The sequence below is a fragment of the Streptomyces shenzhenensis genome (assembly GCF_003688995.1).
Classification (GTDB): domain Bacteria; phylum Actinomycetota; class Actinomycetes; order Streptomycetales; family Streptomycetaceae; genus Streptomyces; species Streptomyces shenzhenensis_A.
Window position 1 is genome coordinate 74,847 of sequence record NZ_PENI01000010.1, and the last position, 17,168, is coordinate 92,014.

Here is a 17,168-nt window from a genome sequence, read left to right on the forward strand (position 1 = left end):
CGCCCCTGGGAGGATGGGGGCGTGACTGGAACCCTTGTCCTGGCGGGCACTCCCATCGGCGACGTCGCGGACGCGCCACCGCGGCTCGCGGCGGAACTGGCGAGCGCGGACGTCGTGGCCGCCGAGGACACCCGGCGGCTGCGCCGGCTGACGCAGGCGCTGGGCGTCACCCCCAAGGGGCGCGTGGTCTCCTACTTCGAGGGCAACGAGGCGGCCCGGACGCCCGAACTGGTCGCGGAGCTGCTGGGCGGCGCGCGGGTGCTGCTGGTGACGGACGCCGGGATGCCGTCGGTCTCCGACCCCGGATACCGGCTGGTCGCCGCGTCCGTCGAGCGGGACATCCGGGTCACCGCGGTCCCGGGGCCGTCCGCCGTGCTCACCGCGCTCGCGCTGTCCGGACTGCCCGTCGACCGGTTCTGCTTCGAGGGTTTCCTGCCGCGCAAGGCGGGCGAGCGGCTGTCCCGGCTGCGGGAGGTCGCCGGGGAGCGGCGCACGCTGGTGTACTTCGAGGCGCCGCACCGCCTGGACGACACGCTCGCCGCGATGGCCGAGGTGTTCGGCGGGCAGCGGCCGGCCGCCGTCTGCCGTGAGCTGACCAAGACGTACGAGGAGGTGCGCCGCGGTCCCCTCGCCGAGCTGGCCGCGTGGGCGGCGGAGGGGGTACGGGGCGAGATCACCGTCGTCGTCCAGGGCGCGCCCGAGCCGGGTCCCGAGGATCTCGGCGCCGATGAACTCGTGCGCCGGGTCCGGGTCCGCGAGGAGGCGGGGGAGCGGCGCAAGGAGGCGATCGCGGCGGTGGCGGTCGAGGTGGGGGTGGCCAAGCGGGTGGTGTTCGACGCTGTGGTCGCATCGAAGCGCTCCGCTGGGTAGGGCGGGGGTTTTCGGGGGCGCCGTCGGGGTTGGGGGTTGTTTCGGGGTGCGGGTTGTGGGGGCTGGTCGCGCCGTTCCCCGCGCCCCTTTGGGGCGTGGTTCATGTAGGGGCAAATTGTGCTTGGGGCAGGTAAAGGGCCGGCCCGGTTGTCGGGGGTGCTGCGGCAAGGGAGGGCCAAATCGGGTTCAACAGTCGGCAGGGGTGGTGCATTTGCCGTCGGTGCGGGCGTCCACTGGTGGAAGGGTCCGGCGGACGAAGAGGAGTAACTGGCATGAGTGAGATCGCAGGGCAGACCGGCCCCCGCGGTGCGGCGACAGCCGTCGTTCACGAGTCGTATTCCTTCGCCTGCATGCGCTGCGGGCACGGCTGGGAGCAGTCGTACGAGATAGAGCACCACACGGACGCCGACGGCACCGAGTTCGTCATGTACGTAGCGAACGGGCGGATCGTTCCGTCGCCGCTGAGCCGGCCCGTGTGCCAGAACTGCGACGGCCGCGTGGTCCGGATCATGCGGGCGGGGCAGGTCTCGTCGGTGCTCGGGGCGGCGCACGAGACCGCCGAACGGGAGCCGGACCGGCCGGCGCCGGCGTCCCCGCACCACCACTGGCACCTGTCCGATCTCCTCCATCCGTTCCAGCGCCGGGCGAGCTGACCGGCGCAGGCCGGGTGCGGCATGCCCCTTTCGTAGGATCGGGGCATGCCTTCGAATGCCGACAAGAACGCGGCACCGCCGCTCCCGGAGCCCCTCCGGGTGCCGGTCGCCGACTCCCACACCCATCTCGACATGCAGTCCGGCACGGTCGAGGAGGGACTCGCCAGGGCCGCGTCGGTGGGCGTGACGACGGTCGTCCAGGTCGGCTGCGACATCAAGGGCTCCCAGTGGGCCGCGGAGACCGCCGCGGCGTACGACGGCGTCCACGCGACCGTCGCCCTGCACCCCAACGAGGCCCCGCGCATCGTCCACGGGGACCCCGACGGGTGGTCCCGGCAGGGCGCCCGCGAGGCGGGCGGCGACGCGGCCCTGGACGAGGCGCTGGCCGAGATCGACCGGCTGGCCGGGCTGCCGCAGGTGAAGGGCGTCGGCGAGACGGGACTCGACCACTTCCGCACCGGCCCCGGGGGCAAAGCGGCCCAGGAGCGGTCCTTCCGCGCCCATATCGAGATCGCCAAGCGGCACGGCAAGGCCCTGGTCATCCACGACCGGGACGCGCACGCCGACGTGCTGCGCGTCCTCAAGGAGGAGGGCGCCCCCGAGCGCACCGTCTTCCACTGCTACTCGGGCGACGCGGCGATGGCTGACGTGTGCGCCCGCGAGGGCTACTTCATGTCCTTCGCCGGGAACGTCACCTTCAAGAACGCCCAGAACCTGCGCGACGCCCTCGCCGTCGCCCCGCTGGAACTGGTCCTGGTGGAGACGGACGCGCCGTTCCTGACCCCGGCGCCGTACCGCGGACGGCCCAACGCGCCCTACCTGGTTCCGGTGACGGTGCGCGCGATGGCCGCCGTGCGCGGCATCGACGAGGACGCGCTGGCGACGGCCCTGGGCGCGAACACGGCCCGCGCCTTCGCCTACTGAGCGCAGGGCGAGTCCTCCCGACTGTCGCCAGTTGTGCCGTTTTGGAGAGTGCGGGGTGCTCCGCTAGGTTCTGGGGGCCATTTGGTCCCCTTCTGGCCCTCTGGAGCGTGTCGGTGTGAGCAATCCGCAGTACGAGACGTACGGGACTTATGGGACGTACGGGCCGTACGGGACGTACCTTCCCGGTCCCGCCCCGGCCCCGGCTCCGGCTCCGCCGGCGGGGTACGGCACATGGGAGGTGCCCGTCGCCGGCGGGGCGTACCGCGACACCTACCGGCCCGCCCACGAACAGCCGTTGCTGCCGCGGCAGCCGCCGAGCGGGATCGAGCCGGACCTGCGCGAGCCCGTCAGACGTGAGGCCGTCATGCGCCCCCGGTCGGACCGGCGCGCCGCGCGCCGGCGCCGGGCGCGCTACGCCCGGCGCTCGGAGCCCACGATGCGTCGGCTGGTGCCGCAGGCGCTGGTCGTCGCCTGCCTGGCCGGCGGCACCACCGCGTTCGTCGCCAAGGACAAGGCGATCGAGCTGAGCGTCGACGGGAAGTCGCGCACCCTGCACACCTTCGCCGACGACGTGACCGAACTGCTCGCCGAGGAGGGCGTGCCGGTGGGGGAGCACGACGTGGTCACGCCGGCCCGCGGCGCGGAGCTCAGCAGCGGCGACGAGATCGCGGTGCACTACGGGCGGCCCGTACGGCTCACCATCGACGGCGAGCGGCGCCAGGTGTGGACGACGGCGCGCACCGTGGACGACGCGCTCAGGGAGCTCGGGGTGCGCGCGGAGGGCGCGTATCTGTCGGCCTCGCGCGCCCAGCCCATCGGGCGCGCCGGTCTCGCCCTGGACGTGCGCACCGAACGCGCGGTGACGGTCATCGCGGACGGCCGTGCCCACATGGTCCGCACCAACGCGGCGACCGTACGCGAGGCGGTCGACCAGGCCGGGATCACCCTGCGCGGCCAGGACACCACGTCCGTGCCGCCGGGCAGCTTCCCGCGGGACGGACAGACGGTGACCGTGCTGCGGGTCACCGGCGCCAAGGAGGTACGCGAGGAGCCGATCCCGTACCAGGTGCGGCGGACCAACGACCCGACGCTGTTCCGCGGCATCGAGGTGGTCGACCGCGCCGGACAGCCGGGCGTGCGACGCGTGACCTTCCTCATGCGGACCGTCAACGGGGTCCGGCAGAAGCCCCGCCGGGAGCGGTCCGAGGTGGTCCGCGAGCCGCTGACCCAGCTCGTACGGGTGGGCATCAAGCCGCCGCCGGCCTCCGTCGAGGGCGCCGAGGGACTGAACTGGCGGGCCCTCGCGACCTGCGAGTCCGGCGGACGGCCCGCCGCGGTGGACCCCTCGGGAACCTACGGCGGCCTCTACCAGTTCGACGGGAGCACCTGGCGCGGCCTGGGCGGCAAGGGCCGCCCGCAGGACGCCTCGGCGGCGGAACAGACGTACCGGGCCAAGAAACTGTACGTACGCCGCGGCTCGAGCCCCTGGCCCCACTGCGGATCCCGCCTGTACGGGTAGGAGCGCCGGGCCGCAGGGTTGTCGGGTCGGGGGGTGGGGTGAGGGGGTGCCGGTGGCCCTTACCCTTGTGCCGTGAGTAGCTCCATCCCCGACGTTCTCCTCGGCCCCGCCGACATCCGTGAGCTGGCGGCGGCGCTGGGCGTGCGCCCGACCAAGCAGCGCGGCCAGAACTTCGTGATCGACGCGAACACCGTCCGCCGTATCGTCCGCACCGCCGGGGTCCGCCCCGACGACGTGGTCGTCGAGGTCGGCCCGGGGCTCGGCTCCCTCACCCTCGCCCTGCTGGAGGCCGCCGACCGGGTCACCGCCGTCGAGATCGACGACGTGCTGGCCGCCGCGCTGCCCGCCACCATCGCCGCGCGGATGCCCGAGCGCGCCGACCGGTTCACGCTGGTCCACTCCGACGCGATGAACGTCTCCGCGCTGCCCGGCCCCGCCCCCACCGCGCTGGTCGCCAACCTGCCCTACAACGTGGCCGTGCCCGTGCTGCTGCACATGCTCGACACCTTCCCCGGCATCGAGCGGACGCTGGTGATGGTGCAGGCGGAGGTCGCGGACCGGCTCGCCGCCGCGCCCGGTTCGAAGGTGTACGGCGTCCCCTCCGTCAAGGCGAACTGGTACGCCGAGGTGAAGCGGGCCGGGGCCATCGGACGCAACGTCTTCTGGCCCGCGCCGAACGTGGACAGCGGGCTGGTCTCCCTGGTCCGGCGGGCCGAACCGGTCAGGACCACGGCCTCGAAGCGGGAGGTCTTCCAGGTCGTCGACGCGGCGTTCGCGCAGCGCCGCAAGACACTGCGGGCGGCGCTCGCCGGATGGGCCGGTTCCGCGGCGGCCGCCGAGGCGGCCCTGGTCGCCGCCGGGGTGTCCCCGCAGGCACGCGGTGAGTCGCTGACGGTGGAGGAGTTCGCGCGGATCGCGGAGCACAAGGAGGGCGAGTGAGCGTCACGGTACGCGTCCCGGCCAAGGTCAATGTCCAGCTCGCCGTGGGCGCCGCCCGGCCCGACGGTTTCCACGACCTGGCCAACGTCTTCCTCGCGGTCGGCCTGTACGACGAGGTCACCGTGACCCCGGCGGACGAACTGCGGGTCACCTGCGCGGGCCCGGACGCCGCTCAGGTCCCGCTCGACCGCACCAACCTCGCGGCGCGCGCCGCCCTCGCGCTCGCCGGGCGCCGTGGCATCGAGCCCGCCGTGCACCTCCACATCGCCAAGGACATCCCGGTGGCCGGGGGCATGGCGGGCGGCAGCGCGGACGGGGCGGGTGCGCTGCTGGCGTGCGACACGCTCTGGGGTACCGATGCCTCGTCGGCCGAACTCCTCGACATCTGCGCCGAGCTGGGCAGCGACGTGCCGTTCGGTCTGGTGGGCGGCGCGGCGCTCGGCACCGGGCGCGGCGAGAAGCTGACGGTTCTGGAGGTCGGCGGCGCCTTCCACTGGGTGTTCGCCATGGCCGACCGGGGGCTGTCCACGCCGGCCGTCTTCCAGGAGTTCGACCGGCTCGCCGAGGGCCGTGCCATCCCCGAGCCGGTGGCCTGCCCGGACCTCCTGGACGCGCTCGCGAAGGGCGACCCCGACCTGCTTGCGGCGAGCATCTCCAACGATCTCCAGCCCGCCGCCCTGTCCCTCTTCCCGGAGCTGGCGCAGACGCTGGCGGCGGGCCGCGGGGCGGGCGCGCTCACGGCCCTGGTCTCGGGTTCGGGCCCGACCACCGCCTTCCTGGTCCGTGACCCCGAGTCGGCGGAGCGGGTGGTGCAGGCGCTGCGGGCGTCGGGGACGTGCAGGACGGTGCGTACGGCGTCGGGGCCCGCCCCGGGGGCGACGGTGCTCTGAAGCGCGGGCGGCTCAGAGCTCGTCGATCGCCGTCAGATCGATGTCGATGGGGTAGGGCTTGTCGACCTTGATCCGGTCACGGTACATGCCCACGTGCACATACGCCTTGGTGAGCGGGTCGAGTTCGTAGACGTGGACGACGGGCCTGCCGCTCGTCCCGCTCGCCTCGACGCGCCAGAAGTTCGGGATTCCGGCGGCGGCGTACTTCTGCGGCTTGGTCGTGCGGTCACGGGACTCGGAATCGGGCGAGACGACTTCGACGGCCAGGAGTACGTCCTCGGCTCGGTAGCTCGTCTGTTCCGGCCCGGTGATCGCATCAGTCCGGATCACGCTCACGTCTGGTTCGGGGCCGTTGCGCTTGTCGAGGACCACGGTCATCTCCCGACGGACGCGCAGCGCGGCGGGCACGGTGCTGCGCAGGCCGGTCACCAGCAGGTCGATGGCGATGGCGTGAAACTCCCGCTGCGGACTCACGAAAACCAGACTCCCGTCGATCAGCTCGGTGTGCGGCGGGAGATCAGGCAGCGTGAACAGGTCGTCCACGGTGTAGCCGTCCTGCGGCGGCACCGGCCACTGCACGTGGTGCTCGACGGACTCGGCGGTCATTGTTCCTCCCATGGACGGGATCCTGCTGCCTGCCCTCCACGGTAGCCGCCGCATTCCGATTACGTCATCACAAAGAGTGACCACCCCCGCGCGCCCCGCCCGTGCCGCCGCAGGCCCTACGCTTGAAGGCTGATCGATCCCCGCGCACAGGAGTGAAATGGCCGTCAACCTGGTCAATGTCGAGAACGTCAGCAAGGTGTACGGCACGCGTGCGCTGCTGGACGGCGTCTCGCTCGGTGTGTCCGAAGGGGACCGGATCGGGGTCGTCGGACGCAACGGCGACGGCAAGACCACCCTCATCCGGATGCTCGCCAAGCTGGAGGAGGCCGACACCGGGCGGGTCACGCACTCCGGCGGGCTGCGGCTCGGCGTGCTCACCCAGCACGACTCCCTCGACCCGGCGGCCACCGTGCGGCACGAGGTCATCGGGGACATGGCCGACCACGAATGGGCGGGCAACGCCAAGGTCAGGGACGTGCTGACCGGCCTGTTCGGCGGGCTCGACCTGCCCGGCTTCCCCGCGGGCCTCGACACCGTCATCGGCCCGCTGTCCGGCGGCGAGCGGCGCCGGATCGCGCTCGCCAAGCTGCTCATCGAGGAGCAGGACCTGCTCGTCCTGGACGAGCCCACCAACCACCTCGACGTCGAGGGCATCGCGTGGCTGGCCGGGCATCTGCGGGAGCGGCGTTCGGCGCTGGTCTGTGTGACCCACGACCGCTGGTTCCTCGACCAGGTGTGCACCCGCATGTGGGACGTGCAGCGCGGCGTGGTCCACGAGTACGAGGGCGGCTACTCCGACTACGTCTTCGCCCGCGCCGAACGCGAGCGCATCGCCGCCACCGAGGAGGTCAAGCGGCAGAACCTGATCCGCAAGGAGCTGGCCTGGCTGCGGCGCGGCGCGCCCGCCCGCACCTCCAAGCCGCGGTTCCGGGTCGAGGCAGCCAACGAGCTGATCCAGGACGTACCGCCGCCCCGGGACAGCAGCGAGCTGATGCGGTTCGCCTCCTCGCGGCTCGGCAAGACCGTCTTCGACCTGACGGACGTGAGCGTCCAGGCCGGCCCCAAGATGCTGCTCAAGCACGTCACCTGGCAGCTCGGCCCCGGCGACCGCATCGCCCTGGTCGGGGTCAACGGCGCCGGGAAGACCTCCCTGCTGCGGGCCATGGCGGACGCGGCGCGCACCGACGGCGAGGCGCAGCCCGTGGCCGGCCGGGTCGCCGTCGGCAAGACGGTCAGGCTCGCCTACCTCTCCCAGGAGGTCGCCGAACTCGACCCCACCTGGCGGGTCCTGGAGGCCGTGCAGCAGGTGCGTGAGCGGGTCGACCTCGGCAAGGGGCGGGAGATGACCGCCGGGCAGCTGTGCGAGACGTTCGGCTTCACCAAGGAGAAGCAGTGGACGCCGGTGGGCGACCTGTCGGGCGGTGAGCGGCGGCGGCTGCAACTGCTGCGGCTGCTCATGGACGAGCCCAATGTCCTCTTCCTGGACGAACCCACCAACGATCTCGACATCGAGACCCTGACCCAGTTGGAGGACCTCCTCGACGGCTGGCCCGGCTCGATGATCGTCATCTCTCACGACCGGTTCTTCGTCGAGCGCACCACCGACCGGGTGTACGCGCTGCTCGGCGACGCGACGCTGCGGATGCTGCCGCGCGGCATCGACGAGTACCTGGAGCGGCGCCGGCGCATGGAGGAGGCCGTCGCCGCCTCGGCCGCCGCCGCGGCGCCCAAGCCGGCGACGGCGGAGCGGAGCGCCGCCGACCAGCGGGCCGCGAAGAAGGAACTCCAGCGGATCGAGCGCCAGTTGGACCGCGTCTCCGAGAAGGAGACCACGCTGCACGCGCAGATCGCCGAGCACGCCACCGACTTCGCGAAGGTGGCCGGACTCGACGCTCAGCTGCGCGACCTGGCGGCCGAACGCGAGGAACTGGAGCTGCGCTGGCTGGAACTCGCCGAGGACGCATAGCCACGATTCGGGCGCCCGGCGGAGCGCGCACGCGGCGCACGCGCCGGGCGCGAGACACTCGCGAGTGCGGCGTGAAGGGGGCGTGAAGGCGCGTAACGGCGGCATCACGGGCCGGTCCTCCCTTGGGAACAGCGGTGGATCCGGCCAAGTCCGTATGGGGTGCTGGGTGATAGAAAGGGCCGTCTGAGAACCATCTGAGAGCGACCTTGGGTCCATCGCGAACCTCAGGGCGTGGCTAAAAATCAGTGAACGAGGGGGAAGAGCGCTGATGACTCAGCCGCCCGACCAGCCGCCGCACGGCGGTTTCGGAGCACCACAAGGCCAACCGCCGCAGGGCGGCGGATTCGGGGCCCCGCAGACCCCGCCCGCGCAGGGCGGTTTCGGCCCCGCCCCGGGCACCCCGGGTGCACCGCCGCCGCCCGCACAGCCGCCCCAGGCGCCGCCTCCGCCGCCGCAGCAGCCGGGTTACGGCACTCCGCAGCAGACCGGCCCGTACGCCCAGCCGGGTCCCTATGGACAGCCCGGCCCCTACGGACAGCCGCAGCAGCCGGGGCCGTACGGACAGCAGCCCGGCTACGGCTATCCGCAGCAGCCGCAGTACCCGGGCGCGCCCGGCACCCCGCCGCCCGGCGGCTCCTCCCGGAAGAAGACCGCGCTGATCGTCGGCGGCGCGGCGGCGGCGCTGGTCGTCATCGGCGCCACCGTGTACGCGGTCAGCGGTGACGACGGCGGGAAGAAGCCGGTCGCCGGGAAGTCCGACGACGCCAAGCCCTCGGCCGCCACCTCCGGTGACCCGGTCGACCCCGGTGACGGCAGCGGTGACGGCCGCTCGGACCCGGAGAACCTCAACGAGGGCCGTCAGCCCGGTGAGTCCCGGGTGCTCTGGTACAAGTCGGCGCCCGACGCGCCCGGTTCCGGTGCCGACGCGCCCGGCATGTGGATCACCGGTAAGACGGCGGTGAAGGCCGCGTACAAGCAGGTCTTCGCCTACGGCGTGGCCGACGGCAAGCCCTCTTGGGACCCGATCGACTTCCCGCAGAAGATCTGCGCGGTCACCCCGCAGAAGACGGCCGACGACAAGGTCGTCGTGGCGTACATGAGCGGCTCGAGCGACCGCGCCAAGTGCAACCAGCTCCAGGTGATCGACCTCGACACCGGCAAGAAGGGCTGGACCGGCACGGTCGCCGACGGCGCGCTGTTCGACAGTGCCATCAGCGTCGAACTGACCCTCAGCGGCAAGACGCTGATGGTGGGCCGTTCGCAGTCCGGCACGGCGTACGACATGGACAGCGGCCGGAAGCTGTACGACAAGACCAAGTACGGCAACGCCTGCTTCCCGACCGCGTTCGCGGGCGGCGCGAGCCGGCTGATCTCCGTGGCCTCCTGCGACGCCACCGGCAGCGACGAGCACGACGAGATCCAGGAACTCGACCCGGCCACCGGCAAGGTCAAGTGGACCCAGCCGGTCAAGAAGGGCTGGAAGGTCGCGCGCGCCTACTCCGTCGACCCGCTCGTGGTCTACCTGACCAACGAGGACAAGAAGGCCTGGAACATCTCCACCTTCACCGGCAGCGGCGGTTTCCGCTCGGAGGTCAAGGTCGACGAGAAGTTCGCCCCCCACTGCGGCTGGGCGATCCTCGCGCGTGACCTCCAGGGCTGCACCGGCGTCGTCGCCGACGCCGACACGCTCTACCTGCCCACCGACGCCACGAGCGGCGCCAACGAGATCGTCGCGATCGGCCTCGCCGACGGCAAGGAGAAGTGGCGCGTCAAGTCCCCCGCGGACGAGTCGATGGCGCCGCTCAGGGCCGAGGGCGGCCGGCTGGTCGCGTACGTCCAGCCGTCGTACGACGCGGGCGGCCAGGTCGTGTCGATCCCGACCGCGGGCGCCGCCCACAAGCCGGTCAAGCTGCTGCAGAACCCGCAGTCCACCGCGACCATCGAGAACAGCTTCTTCGACGGTGCCGTCGACTGGGTCGACGGCAGGTTCTACATCTCCTCCACCCGGCTCACCGGCAACGACGACTCGAAGGAGAAGCTGATGCTCGCCTTCGGCAAGTGAGCCCGTGCGGTCCGGCGCGCACCGCGGCGCCGGACCGCCCGCATTCCCCTCGCCGTCCCCTTCGCCGTCGTCTTCGAGCGTTTCTCCGAGGTGCATCCGTCATGACCCAGCCGCCGCCCCCGCCCCACCAGCCGCCCCAGCAGGGCGGTTTCGGACCGCCGCAGGACCAGCCGCCCGCGGTGCCGCCGACCCCACAGGCCCCGCAGGGCCCGCCCGCGACCCCGCCGGCCTTCGGCAAGGCCCCGGAGCAGGGACCGGGCCATCCGCAGCAGCCGCCGCAGGCCCCCCACACTCCGCCGCCCCCGCCGCCCGGCTACGGCTACCCCCAGGCACCGCAGGCACCCCAGTACCCGCAGGGCGTGCCCCAGCCGCCGCCGCCCGGTTACGGCTACCCCGGCCAGCAGCCCAACCCGTACGCCCAGCCCACCGCGTACGGCCAGCAGCCCGGTTACGGCTACCCCGGTCACCCCGGCCAGCCCGGTATGCCGCTGCAACCGCAGCCCGGACCGCCCGGCGGCCCGGCGAAGTCCAAGGCGCCGCTGATCATCATCGTGTCGGCGGTGGTCGCCATCGCGCTGATCGTCGTCGGCGGTCTGGTGTACGCGAGGTCGTCCGGCGACGACTCCGCGAAGAAGGACACGGCCGGTTCCAGCGGCGGCACCGGCGGCAAGGACGCCAAGGGCGAGTCCGGCGGCGGCTCCACCGGGGGCAAGGAGAAGGTGCCCGCCGACACCGCGTCCAAGGTCCTCTTCCAGGTCCCGCTGCCCACGACCGACGACACGGTCGTCACCTCCGGTTCCTGGCTCACCGACAAGGTGTACGCCAAGAGCGGCATCGCCGAGATCGTCGGCTACGACCCCGCCAAGGGCGCCAAGCTGTGGACGGTCAAGCTGCCCGGCCCGGTGTGCCAGGCCACCGACCACATCACCCCGGACCATATGACCGCGGTCGTCTTCCAGCCGCGGATGCCGAAGAAGGGCTCTTCCGAGGGGTGCAGCCAGCTGGCGCTGATCGACCTCGACGCGGGGACCAAGCTCTGGACGAAGACGGTCAACTCCGGTGACCGCCCGATCAACTTCGACAACGTCACCATCGCCCAGAACACGGTCGCGGTCGGCAGCACCAGCGGCGGCGCCGCCTTCGACATCTCCGGCAAGCTGCTGTGGCAGCCGAAGCCGACCGACACCTGCTACGACGCCGGGTACGGCGGCGGCGCCAAGCTGGTCGCGGTCCGCAAGTGCGGCGGCTACGACAGCCGTCAGCTGCACATCCAGACCATCGATCCGAAGTCCGGGAAGGTGATCTCCGAGTACAAGATGACCGCGGGCATCGAGTACGCGGCGATCGTCTCGACCGACCCGCTGGTGGTGGCCGCCGACGTCGGCGACAGCGCCGGTGACGGCAGCGGCATCTCCGACTACTTCTCCATCGACAACAAGACCGGCAAGCTGCGCGCCAAGATCTCGGCGCCGGGCGAGGACTACGCCGGCCGCTGCGACGGCATCTCCCGGATCGAGTACTGCCGGCAGATCGCCGTCGGCGGCGGCAAGCTCTTCGTGCCGACCGAGGAGCACGACGGCAGCGGGCAGTACAGCAAGACCAACGAGATCATCGCGTTCGACCTGGCCACCGGCAAGCAGACCGGCCAGCGCGCGGACGCCGGCGACGGCTACACCATCTCCCCGCTGCGCATGGACGGCGCCAACCTGATCGCGTACAAGCGCCCGCCGTACGACAAGGGCGGCCAGATCGTCAGCATCGACGGCCGCTCCTTCAAGGAGACCAAGCTGCTGGAGAACCCGGCCACCAAGGCGGTGCGCGACGCGGAGACCAGCATGCTGCCGGACTACGCGGAGATCCGCTACGCGCAGGGCCGCCTGTACATGTCGTCGGTGTTCGCCCACAAGGTCAACACCGCGTACGGCAAGGAGTACCTGGCGGTCGCGTTCGGCACGGGCGGCTGAGCGCCGCAGCACCCCGGCCCGACGGCCCCGCCCCAGCTCGGGGGCGGGGCCGCGCGCGTACCGCTCGAATGCCGGGAAAGCAAGAGATTCCTCCGATCCGGGACACTTCTCATCAGTAGGGGCAGCGCGATGTCGAACAAGCGTGTAGCTTCCGGGGGCATGAAGGGCGAGGCGCCGGGGAGCCCTCTGTCCATGCGGACCGGTGGGCATCCATAGTGGGGGCTCCACAGGGGGGACTGGGGGGTTGCTCCATGGGAGTGCGGCTCATGGTGGTCGACGACCACCGATTGCTCGCCGAGGCGCTGGCCTCGGCACTCAAGCTGCGCGGGCACCGGGTGCTCGCCGCGGCGGCGCCGGCCGTGGGCGCGGCCGATCTGGTGATCAGCCGCGCGCCCGAGGTGTGCCTGCTGGGTACGGCGGCGCCGGCCGAGCCGGGGAACTTCGACCCGGTGGTGAAGATCAAGCGGGAGAGGCCGCAGGTCGCGGTCGTGGTCCTGGGCCCCGTGCCGTCGCCGCGCGGGATCGCCGCGGCCTTCGCTGCGGGCGCGTCCGGGTACGTGCGGCACGACGAGCGGATCGAGGGCGTCGAGCGGGCGATCATGAAGGCCCGGGCGGGGGAGGCGGCCGTCGCCCCGCAGCTGCTGCAGGGCGCCTTCGGTGAGCTGCTCAATCCCGCCGCCCAGCCCGATGACGAGGGCCAGCGGCTGCTGCAGATGCTCACCCCGCGCGAGGTGGAGGTGCTGGTCCGGGTCGCGGACGGCGAGGACACCCGGCTGATCGCCGCCGGCATGGGCATCGCCCCGTCGACCGCGCGGACGCATGTCCAGCGGGTGCTGATGAAACTGGGCGTGGGCTCCCGGCTGGAGGCCGCGGCCCTGGCGGCCCGCACCGGCCTCCTGGACCGCGCGACCCCCCCATCACCCCCGGACCCCAAGCCCTGACGGTTCTGTCCACAGAGTTCGGCGCGGTGACCCTGCCGGAGCCCACGCCGCCGACTGTTGTCGAGTTGTGGTCTGTTATGTTTGATTGTGTTGAGTGATTGGGTGTGGGCATAGAGGAGTCCGGCGTGAAGAAGACCTCGACCCGGTTGGCCGACGGTCGTGAGCTGATCTACTACGACCTGCGGGACGACACGGTGCGCAGCGCGGTGGACCGCCGGCCGCTCGACCGGACCGTGACGACCTCCGAGATCCGCCACGACCCGCTGCTCGGCGACGCCGTCGCCGTCGCCTCGCACCGCCAGGGCCGCACCTACCACCCGCCCGCCGACGAGTGCCCGCTGTGCCCTACGCAAGGCGACCGGCTGAGCGAGATCCCCGACTCCTCCTACGACGCCGTCGTCTTCGAGAACCGCTTCCCGTCACTGGCCGGCGACTCCGGCCGCTGCGAGGTCGTCTGCTTCACCTCGGACCACGACGCCTCCTTCGCGGACCTGAGCGAGGACCAGGCCAGGCTCGTCCTGGACGCGTGGACCGACCGGACCTCGGAGCTGTCCCATCTGCCCGCCGTGGAGCAGGTGTTCTGCTTCGAGAACCGCGGCGCGGAGATCGGCGTGACGCTCGGGCACCCGCACGGCCAGATCTACGCCTACCCGTTCACCACCCCGCGCACCGCGCTGATGCTGCGTTCCCTGGCGGCACACAAGGAGGCGACCGGCGGCGAGAACCTCTTCGACGCCGTCCTGGAGCGTGAACTCGCCGGTGCACGGGTCGTCCTGGAGAGTGACCACTGGGCGGCCTTCGTGCCGTACGCGGCGCACTGGCCGTACGAGGTCCACCTGTACCCGAAGCGCCGGGTACCCGATCTGCTCGGCCTCGACGAGGCGGCCCGCACAGAGTTCCCCCAGGTTTATCTGGAACTCTTGAAGCGATTCGACCGGATCTTCGGCGAGGGTGAGCCCCGGACGCCCTACATCGCGGCCTGGCACCAGGCCCCGTTCGGCGCGCTGGACGAGTTCGACGGTGTGACGCGTGACGACTTCGCGCTCCACCTGGAGCTTTTCACCATCCGCCGGACATCGGGCAAGCTGAAGTTCCTCGCGGGCTCCGAGTCGGGCATGAGCGTGTTCATCAACGACGTCCCGCCGGAGCGCGCGGCCGAGCGACTGCGAGAGGTAGCGAGTTCATGAGCGGCAAGTATCTGGTCACCGGGGGCGCGGGCTACGTCGGCAGCGTGGTGGCCCGGCATCTGCTGGAGGCCGGTCACGAGGTCACCGTCCTCGACAACCTCTCCACCGGCTTCCGCGAGGGCGTCCCCGCCGGGGCCGCCTTCGTCGAGGGGGACATCCGCGACGCCGCCAAGTGGCTCGACGCGTCCTACGACGGCGTCCTGCACTTCGCCGCCTCCTCCCAGGTCGGTGAGTCGGTCGTGCGGCCCGAGAAGTACTGGGACAACAACGTCGGCGGCACCATGGCGCTGCTCGGCGCCATGCGCGAGGCGGGCGTGCGCAGGCTGGTCTTCTCCTCCACGGCCGCCACCTACGGCGAGCCGGAGGAGGTCCCGATCGTCGAGACCGCGCCGACGAAGCCGACCAGCCCCTACGGCGCCACCAAGCTCGCCGTCGACCACATGATCACGGGCGAGGCGGCGGCCCACGGCCTCGGCGCCGTCTCCCTGCGCTACTTCAACGTGGCCGGCGCGTACGGCGCCCACGGCGAGCGGCACGACCCCGAGTCGCATCTGATCCCCCTCGTGCTCCAGGTCGCCCAGGGCAGGCGCGACGCCATCTCGGTGTACGGCGACGACTACCCGACCCCGGACGGCACCTGCATCCGCGACTACATCCACGTCGCCGACCTGGCCGAGGCCCATCTGCTGGCGCTGCGGGCCGCCGCCCCGGGCGAGCACCTGATCTGCAACCTCGGCAACGGCAACGGCTTCTCGGTGCGCGAGGTCATCGAGACCGTCCGCCGGGTCACCGGCCACCCCGTCCCGGAGGTCGCCGCCCCGCGCCGCGGCGGCGACCCGGCGGTGCTGGTGGCCTCGGCCCGGACGGCACACGAGAAGCTGGGCTGGAACCCGTCCCGCGCGGACCTCGCGGGGATCGTCGCGGACGCATGGGAGTTCGCGCAGAGCATCGCGGAGGAGCGGTAGTGGGGGCACAGCAGGTGCGGGACGGCTTCGTCGGGCTGTACGGAGCCGAGCCCGAGGGCGTCTGGTCGGCGCCCGGCCGGGTCAACCTGATCGGCGAGCACACCGATTACAACGACGGCTTCGTGATGCCGTTCGCGCTGCCGCACACGACCGTCGCGGCCGTCTCGCGCCGCACCGACGGCGTGCTGCGGCTGCACTCGGCGAACACCACGGCCGGCGCGGACGGGGTGGTGGAACTCCCGCTCACCGCGCTGGCCCCGGAGTCCGACCGGAACTGGACGGCGTACCCCGCGGGCGTGGTCTGGGCCCTGCGCGCGGCGGGCCACCCGGTGACCGGCGCCGACATCCACCTGGCCTCGACGGTCCCGACGGGCGCCGGCCTGTCGTCGTCGGCCGCCCTGGAGGTCGTGGTCGCGCTCGCCCTGAACGACCTGTACGGGCTCGGCCTCCAGCGCTGGCAGCTGGCCCGGCTGTGCCAGCGCGCTGAGAACGTCTACGTCGGCGCGCCCACCGGCATCATGGACCAGACCGCCGCCGCGTGCTGCGTCGAGGGCCACGCCCTGTTCCTCGACACCCGTGACCTGTCCCAGCGCCAGATCCCCTTCGACCTGGCCGCCGAGGGCATGCGCCTGCTGGTCGTCGACACCCGGGTCAAGCACGCCCACAGCGACGGCGAGTACGGCAAGCGGCGGGCCGGCTGCGAGAAGGGCGCGGCCCTGCTGGGCGTGGACGCGCTGCGGGACGTGCCGTACGACGGGCTCGACGCCGCGCTGGCCCGGCTCGGCGACGAGGAGGAGGTGCGCCGGCTGGTGCGCCACGTCGTCACCGAGGACGAGCGGGTGGAGCGGGTCGTGTCCCTGCTGGAGTCCGGCGACACCCGCGCCATCGGCCCGGTCCTGACCGAGGGCCACGCCTCCCTGCGGGACGACTTCCGTATCTCCTGCCCCGAACTGGACCTGGTGGTCGACACGGCCCTCGAGGCGGGCGCGCTGGGCGCGCGGATGACCGGCGGCGGCTTCGGCGGCTCGGCGATCGTCCTGGCCGAGGCGAGCGGCATCGACGCGATCACCAAGGCGGTCGAGGCCGCGTTCGCCGCGGCGGACTTCACGGCCCCGCGCACCTTCGAGGCGGTGCCCGCGGCGGGCGCCCGCCGGCTGGTGTGACCGGCCCGGGTCAGCCCAGTCGCCTGGTCAGGGTGTACTCGGTGATCCCCGGCGGATAGTCGGGGATCACGCACACCACCTCGTAGCCCTGCTTGCGGTAGAACTCCGGCGCCTGGAAGTCCCAGGTCTCCACACGGGCGGCCCGGCAGCCCCGGTCCTGGCCGGCCAGCCGCTCGGCCTCCCCGAGCAGACGCCCGCCGAGGCCCGCCCCGCGGTGCCGGGCGTCGACCCAGAGGTAGGTCACATGCAGCCAGCCCGCCCAGGTGTGGCCGACCAGTCCGCCGGCCAGTCGGCCCGAGGCGTCCAGCGCCCAGACGTGGAGGGGCACTTCGCGTGCGCCGGGGGTGCCGCTCAGGGCGGCCAGGACGGGGGACGCCGCCGTATTGGTCTCCCGCAGCCGGGAACGGAGCAGATCGCGTCGGGCCTTGTCGACTTCTGCCTCAATACGAAACATGCGGCACACCATAAACGCGTCGGGCGGCCAGTTCTGCACATCACCTTCCGCCGACGGCACCCGGC

General features: G+C 72.3%; 15 protein-coding genes. 13 read left to right on the forward strand and 2 right to left on the reverse strand.

Annotated elements, in window-relative coordinates:
* Nucleotides 1-21: 21 nt before the first annotated feature.
* The 6 genes from rsmI to CTZ28_RS17800 all read left to right on the forward strand — a co-directional run bounded on the left by rsmI (nt 22) and on the right by CTZ28_RS17800 (nt 5,795).
* Nucleotides 22-870 (forward strand): 16S rRNA (cytidine(1402)-2'-O)-methyltransferase, encoded by an 849-nt coding sequence (rsmI, locus tag CTZ28_RS17775; protein WP_121890405.1) that lies wholly within the window; start codon nt 22-24, stop codon nt 868-870.
* A 272-nt stretch (nt 871-1,142) separates the two neighbouring features.
* Nucleotides 1,143-1,523 carry a hypothetical protein gene (locus CTZ28_RS17780; RefSeq protein ID WP_121890406.1) on the forward strand — a complete coding sequence of 127 codons (381 nt, stop codon included), beginning with the start codon at nt 1,143-1,145 and terminating at the stop codon, nt 1,521-1,523.
* Nucleotides 1,524-1,568: 45 nt separating this feature from the next.
* Nucleotides 1,569-2,447, forward strand: coding sequence for a TatD family hydrolase (locus tag CTZ28_RS17785; protein ID WP_121890407.1), 879 nt, complete (start codon nt 1,569-1,571; stop codon nt 2,445-2,447).
* Nucleotides 2,448-2,562: 115 nt separating this feature from the next.
* Nucleotides 2,563-3,966: a resuscitation-promoting factor gene (locus CTZ28_RS17790; protein ID WP_259471678.1), complete on the forward strand. Its 1,404-nt coding sequence runs from the start codon at nt 2,563-2,565 to the stop codon at nt 3,964-3,966.
* A gap of 72 nt (nt 3,967-4,038) precedes the next feature.
* Complete coding sequence (gene rsmA, locus CTZ28_RS17795; RefSeq protein WP_121890408.1) at nt 4,039-4,905, forward strand: 16S rRNA (adenine(1518)-N(6)/adenine(1519)-N(6))-dimethyltransferase RsmA; 867 nt, start codon at nt 4,039-4,041, stop codon at nt 4,903-4,905.
* Nucleotides 4,902-5,795 carry a 4-(cytidine 5'-diphospho)-2-C-methyl-D-erythritol kinase gene (locus CTZ28_RS17800; protein ID WP_121890409.1) on the forward strand — a complete coding sequence of 298 codons (894 nt, stop codon included), beginning with the start codon at nt 4,902-4,904 and terminating at the stop codon, nt 5,793-5,795. The genes rsmA and CTZ28_RS17800 overlap by 4 nt, the downstream gene beginning before the upstream one ends.
* 12 nt (nt 5,796-5,807) lie before the next feature.
* On the opposite strand, the gene CTZ28_RS17805 is transcribed toward CTZ28_RS17800, so the two are convergent.
* Nucleotides 5,808-6,413: a Uma2 family endonuclease gene (locus tag CTZ28_RS17805; RefSeq protein WP_259471679.1), complete on the reverse strand. Its 606-nt coding sequence runs from the start codon at nt 6,411-6,413 to the stop codon at nt 5,808-5,810.
* Nucleotides 6,414-6,558: 145 nt separating this feature from the next.
* Between CTZ28_RS17805 and CTZ28_RS17810 the strand changes: the two genes are divergently transcribed.
* The 7 genes from CTZ28_RS17810 (at nt 6,559) to galK (ending at nt 16,649) form a co-directional block, all read left to right on the forward strand.
* Complete coding sequence (locus CTZ28_RS17810) at nt 6,559-8,367, forward strand: ABC-F family ATP-binding cassette domain-containing protein (RefSeq protein WP_121890411.1); 1,809 nt, start codon at nt 6,559-6,561, stop codon at nt 8,365-8,367.
* A 268-nt stretch (nt 8,368-8,635) separates the two neighbouring features.
* Nucleotides 8,636-10,429 (forward strand): outer membrane protein assembly factor BamB family protein, encoded by a 1,794-nt coding sequence (locus CTZ28_RS17815; protein WP_121890412.1) that lies wholly within the window; start codon nt 8,636-8,638, stop codon nt 10,427-10,429.
* A 101-nt stretch (nt 10,430-10,530) separates the two neighbouring features.
* Nucleotides 10,531-12,393 carry an outer membrane protein assembly factor BamB family protein gene (locus CTZ28_RS17820; RefSeq protein ID WP_121890413.1) on the forward strand — a complete coding sequence of 621 codons (1,863 nt, stop codon included), beginning with the start codon at nt 10,531-10,533 and terminating at the stop codon, nt 12,391-12,393.
* 251 nt (nt 12,394-12,644) lie between these two features.
* On the forward strand, nt 12,645-13,334 hold the full coding sequence (locus tag CTZ28_RS17825) for a helix-turn-helix transcriptional regulator (protein ID WP_121890414.1): 690 nt from the start codon (nt 12,645-12,647) through the stop codon (nt 13,332-13,334).
* Nucleotides 13,335-13,459: 125 nt separating this feature from the next.
* Nucleotides 13,460-14,521, forward strand: a complete 1,062-nt coding sequence (galT, locus tag CTZ28_RS17830; protein ID WP_121890415.1) for a galactose-1-phosphate uridylyltransferase — start codon at nt 13,460-13,462, stop codon at nt 14,519-14,521.
* Nucleotides 14,518-15,486, forward strand: a complete 969-nt coding sequence (gene galE / locus CTZ28_RS17835; RefSeq protein ID WP_121890416.1) for a UDP-glucose 4-epimerase GalE — start codon at nt 14,518-14,520, stop codon at nt 15,484-15,486. The genes galT and galE overlap by 4 nt, the downstream gene beginning before the upstream one ends.
* The gene (gene galK / locus CTZ28_RS17840) at nt 15,486-16,649 is read left to right on the forward strand and encodes a galactokinase (RefSeq protein ID WP_121890417.1); all 1,164 of its coding nucleotides are present in this window, start codon (nt 15,486-15,488) and stop codon (nt 16,647-16,649) included. The genes galE and galK overlap by 1 nt, the downstream gene beginning before the upstream one ends.
* Nucleotides 16,650-16,659: 10 nt before the next feature.
* On the opposite strand, the gene CTZ28_RS17845 is transcribed toward galK, so the two are convergent.
* Nucleotides 16,660-17,103, reverse strand: coding sequence for a GNAT family N-acetyltransferase (locus CTZ28_RS17845; protein ID WP_121890591.1), 444 nt, complete (start codon nt 17,101-17,103; stop codon nt 16,660-16,662).
* Nucleotides 17,104-17,168: the final 65 nt, after the last annotated feature.

Bases quoted from the DNA above. Each gene is read 5' to 3' on its own strand.
- galE (WP_121890416.1), top strand. From the start codon at position 14,518: ATGAGCGGCAAGTATCTGGTCACCGGGGGCGCGGGCTACGTCGGCAGC.
- CTZ28_RS17825 (WP_121890414.1), top strand. From the start codon at position 12,645: ATGGGAGTGCGGCTCATGGTGGTCGACGACCACCGATTGCTCGCCGAG.
- CTZ28_RS17815 (WP_121890412.1), top strand. From the start codon at position 8,636: ATGACTCAGCCGCCCGACCAGCCGCCGCACGGCGGTTTCGGAGCACCA.
- CTZ28_RS17785 (WP_121890407.1), top strand. From the start codon at position 1,569: ATGCCTTCGAATGCCGACAAGAACGCGGCACCGCCGCTCCCGGAGCCC.
- CTZ28_RS17820 (WP_121890413.1), top strand. From the start codon at position 10,531: ATGACCCAGCCGCCGCCCCCGCCCCACCAGCCGCCCCAGCAGGGCGGT.
- CTZ28_RS17805 (WP_259471679.1), bottom strand. From the start codon at position 6,413: ATGGGAGGAACAATGACCGCCGAGTCCGTCGAGCACCACGTGCAGTGG.
- CTZ28_RS17845 (WP_121890591.1), bottom strand. From the start codon at position 17,103: ATGTTTCGTATTGAGGCAGAAGTCGACAAGGCCCGACGCGATCTGCTC.
- CTZ28_RS17810 (WP_121890411.1), top strand. From the start codon at position 6,559: ATGGCCGTCAACCTGGTCAATGTCGAGAACGTCAGCAAGGTGTACGGC.
- CTZ28_RS17780 (WP_121890406.1), top strand. From the start codon at position 1,143: ATGAGTGAGATCGCAGGGCAGACCGGCCCCCGCGGTGCGGCGACAGCC.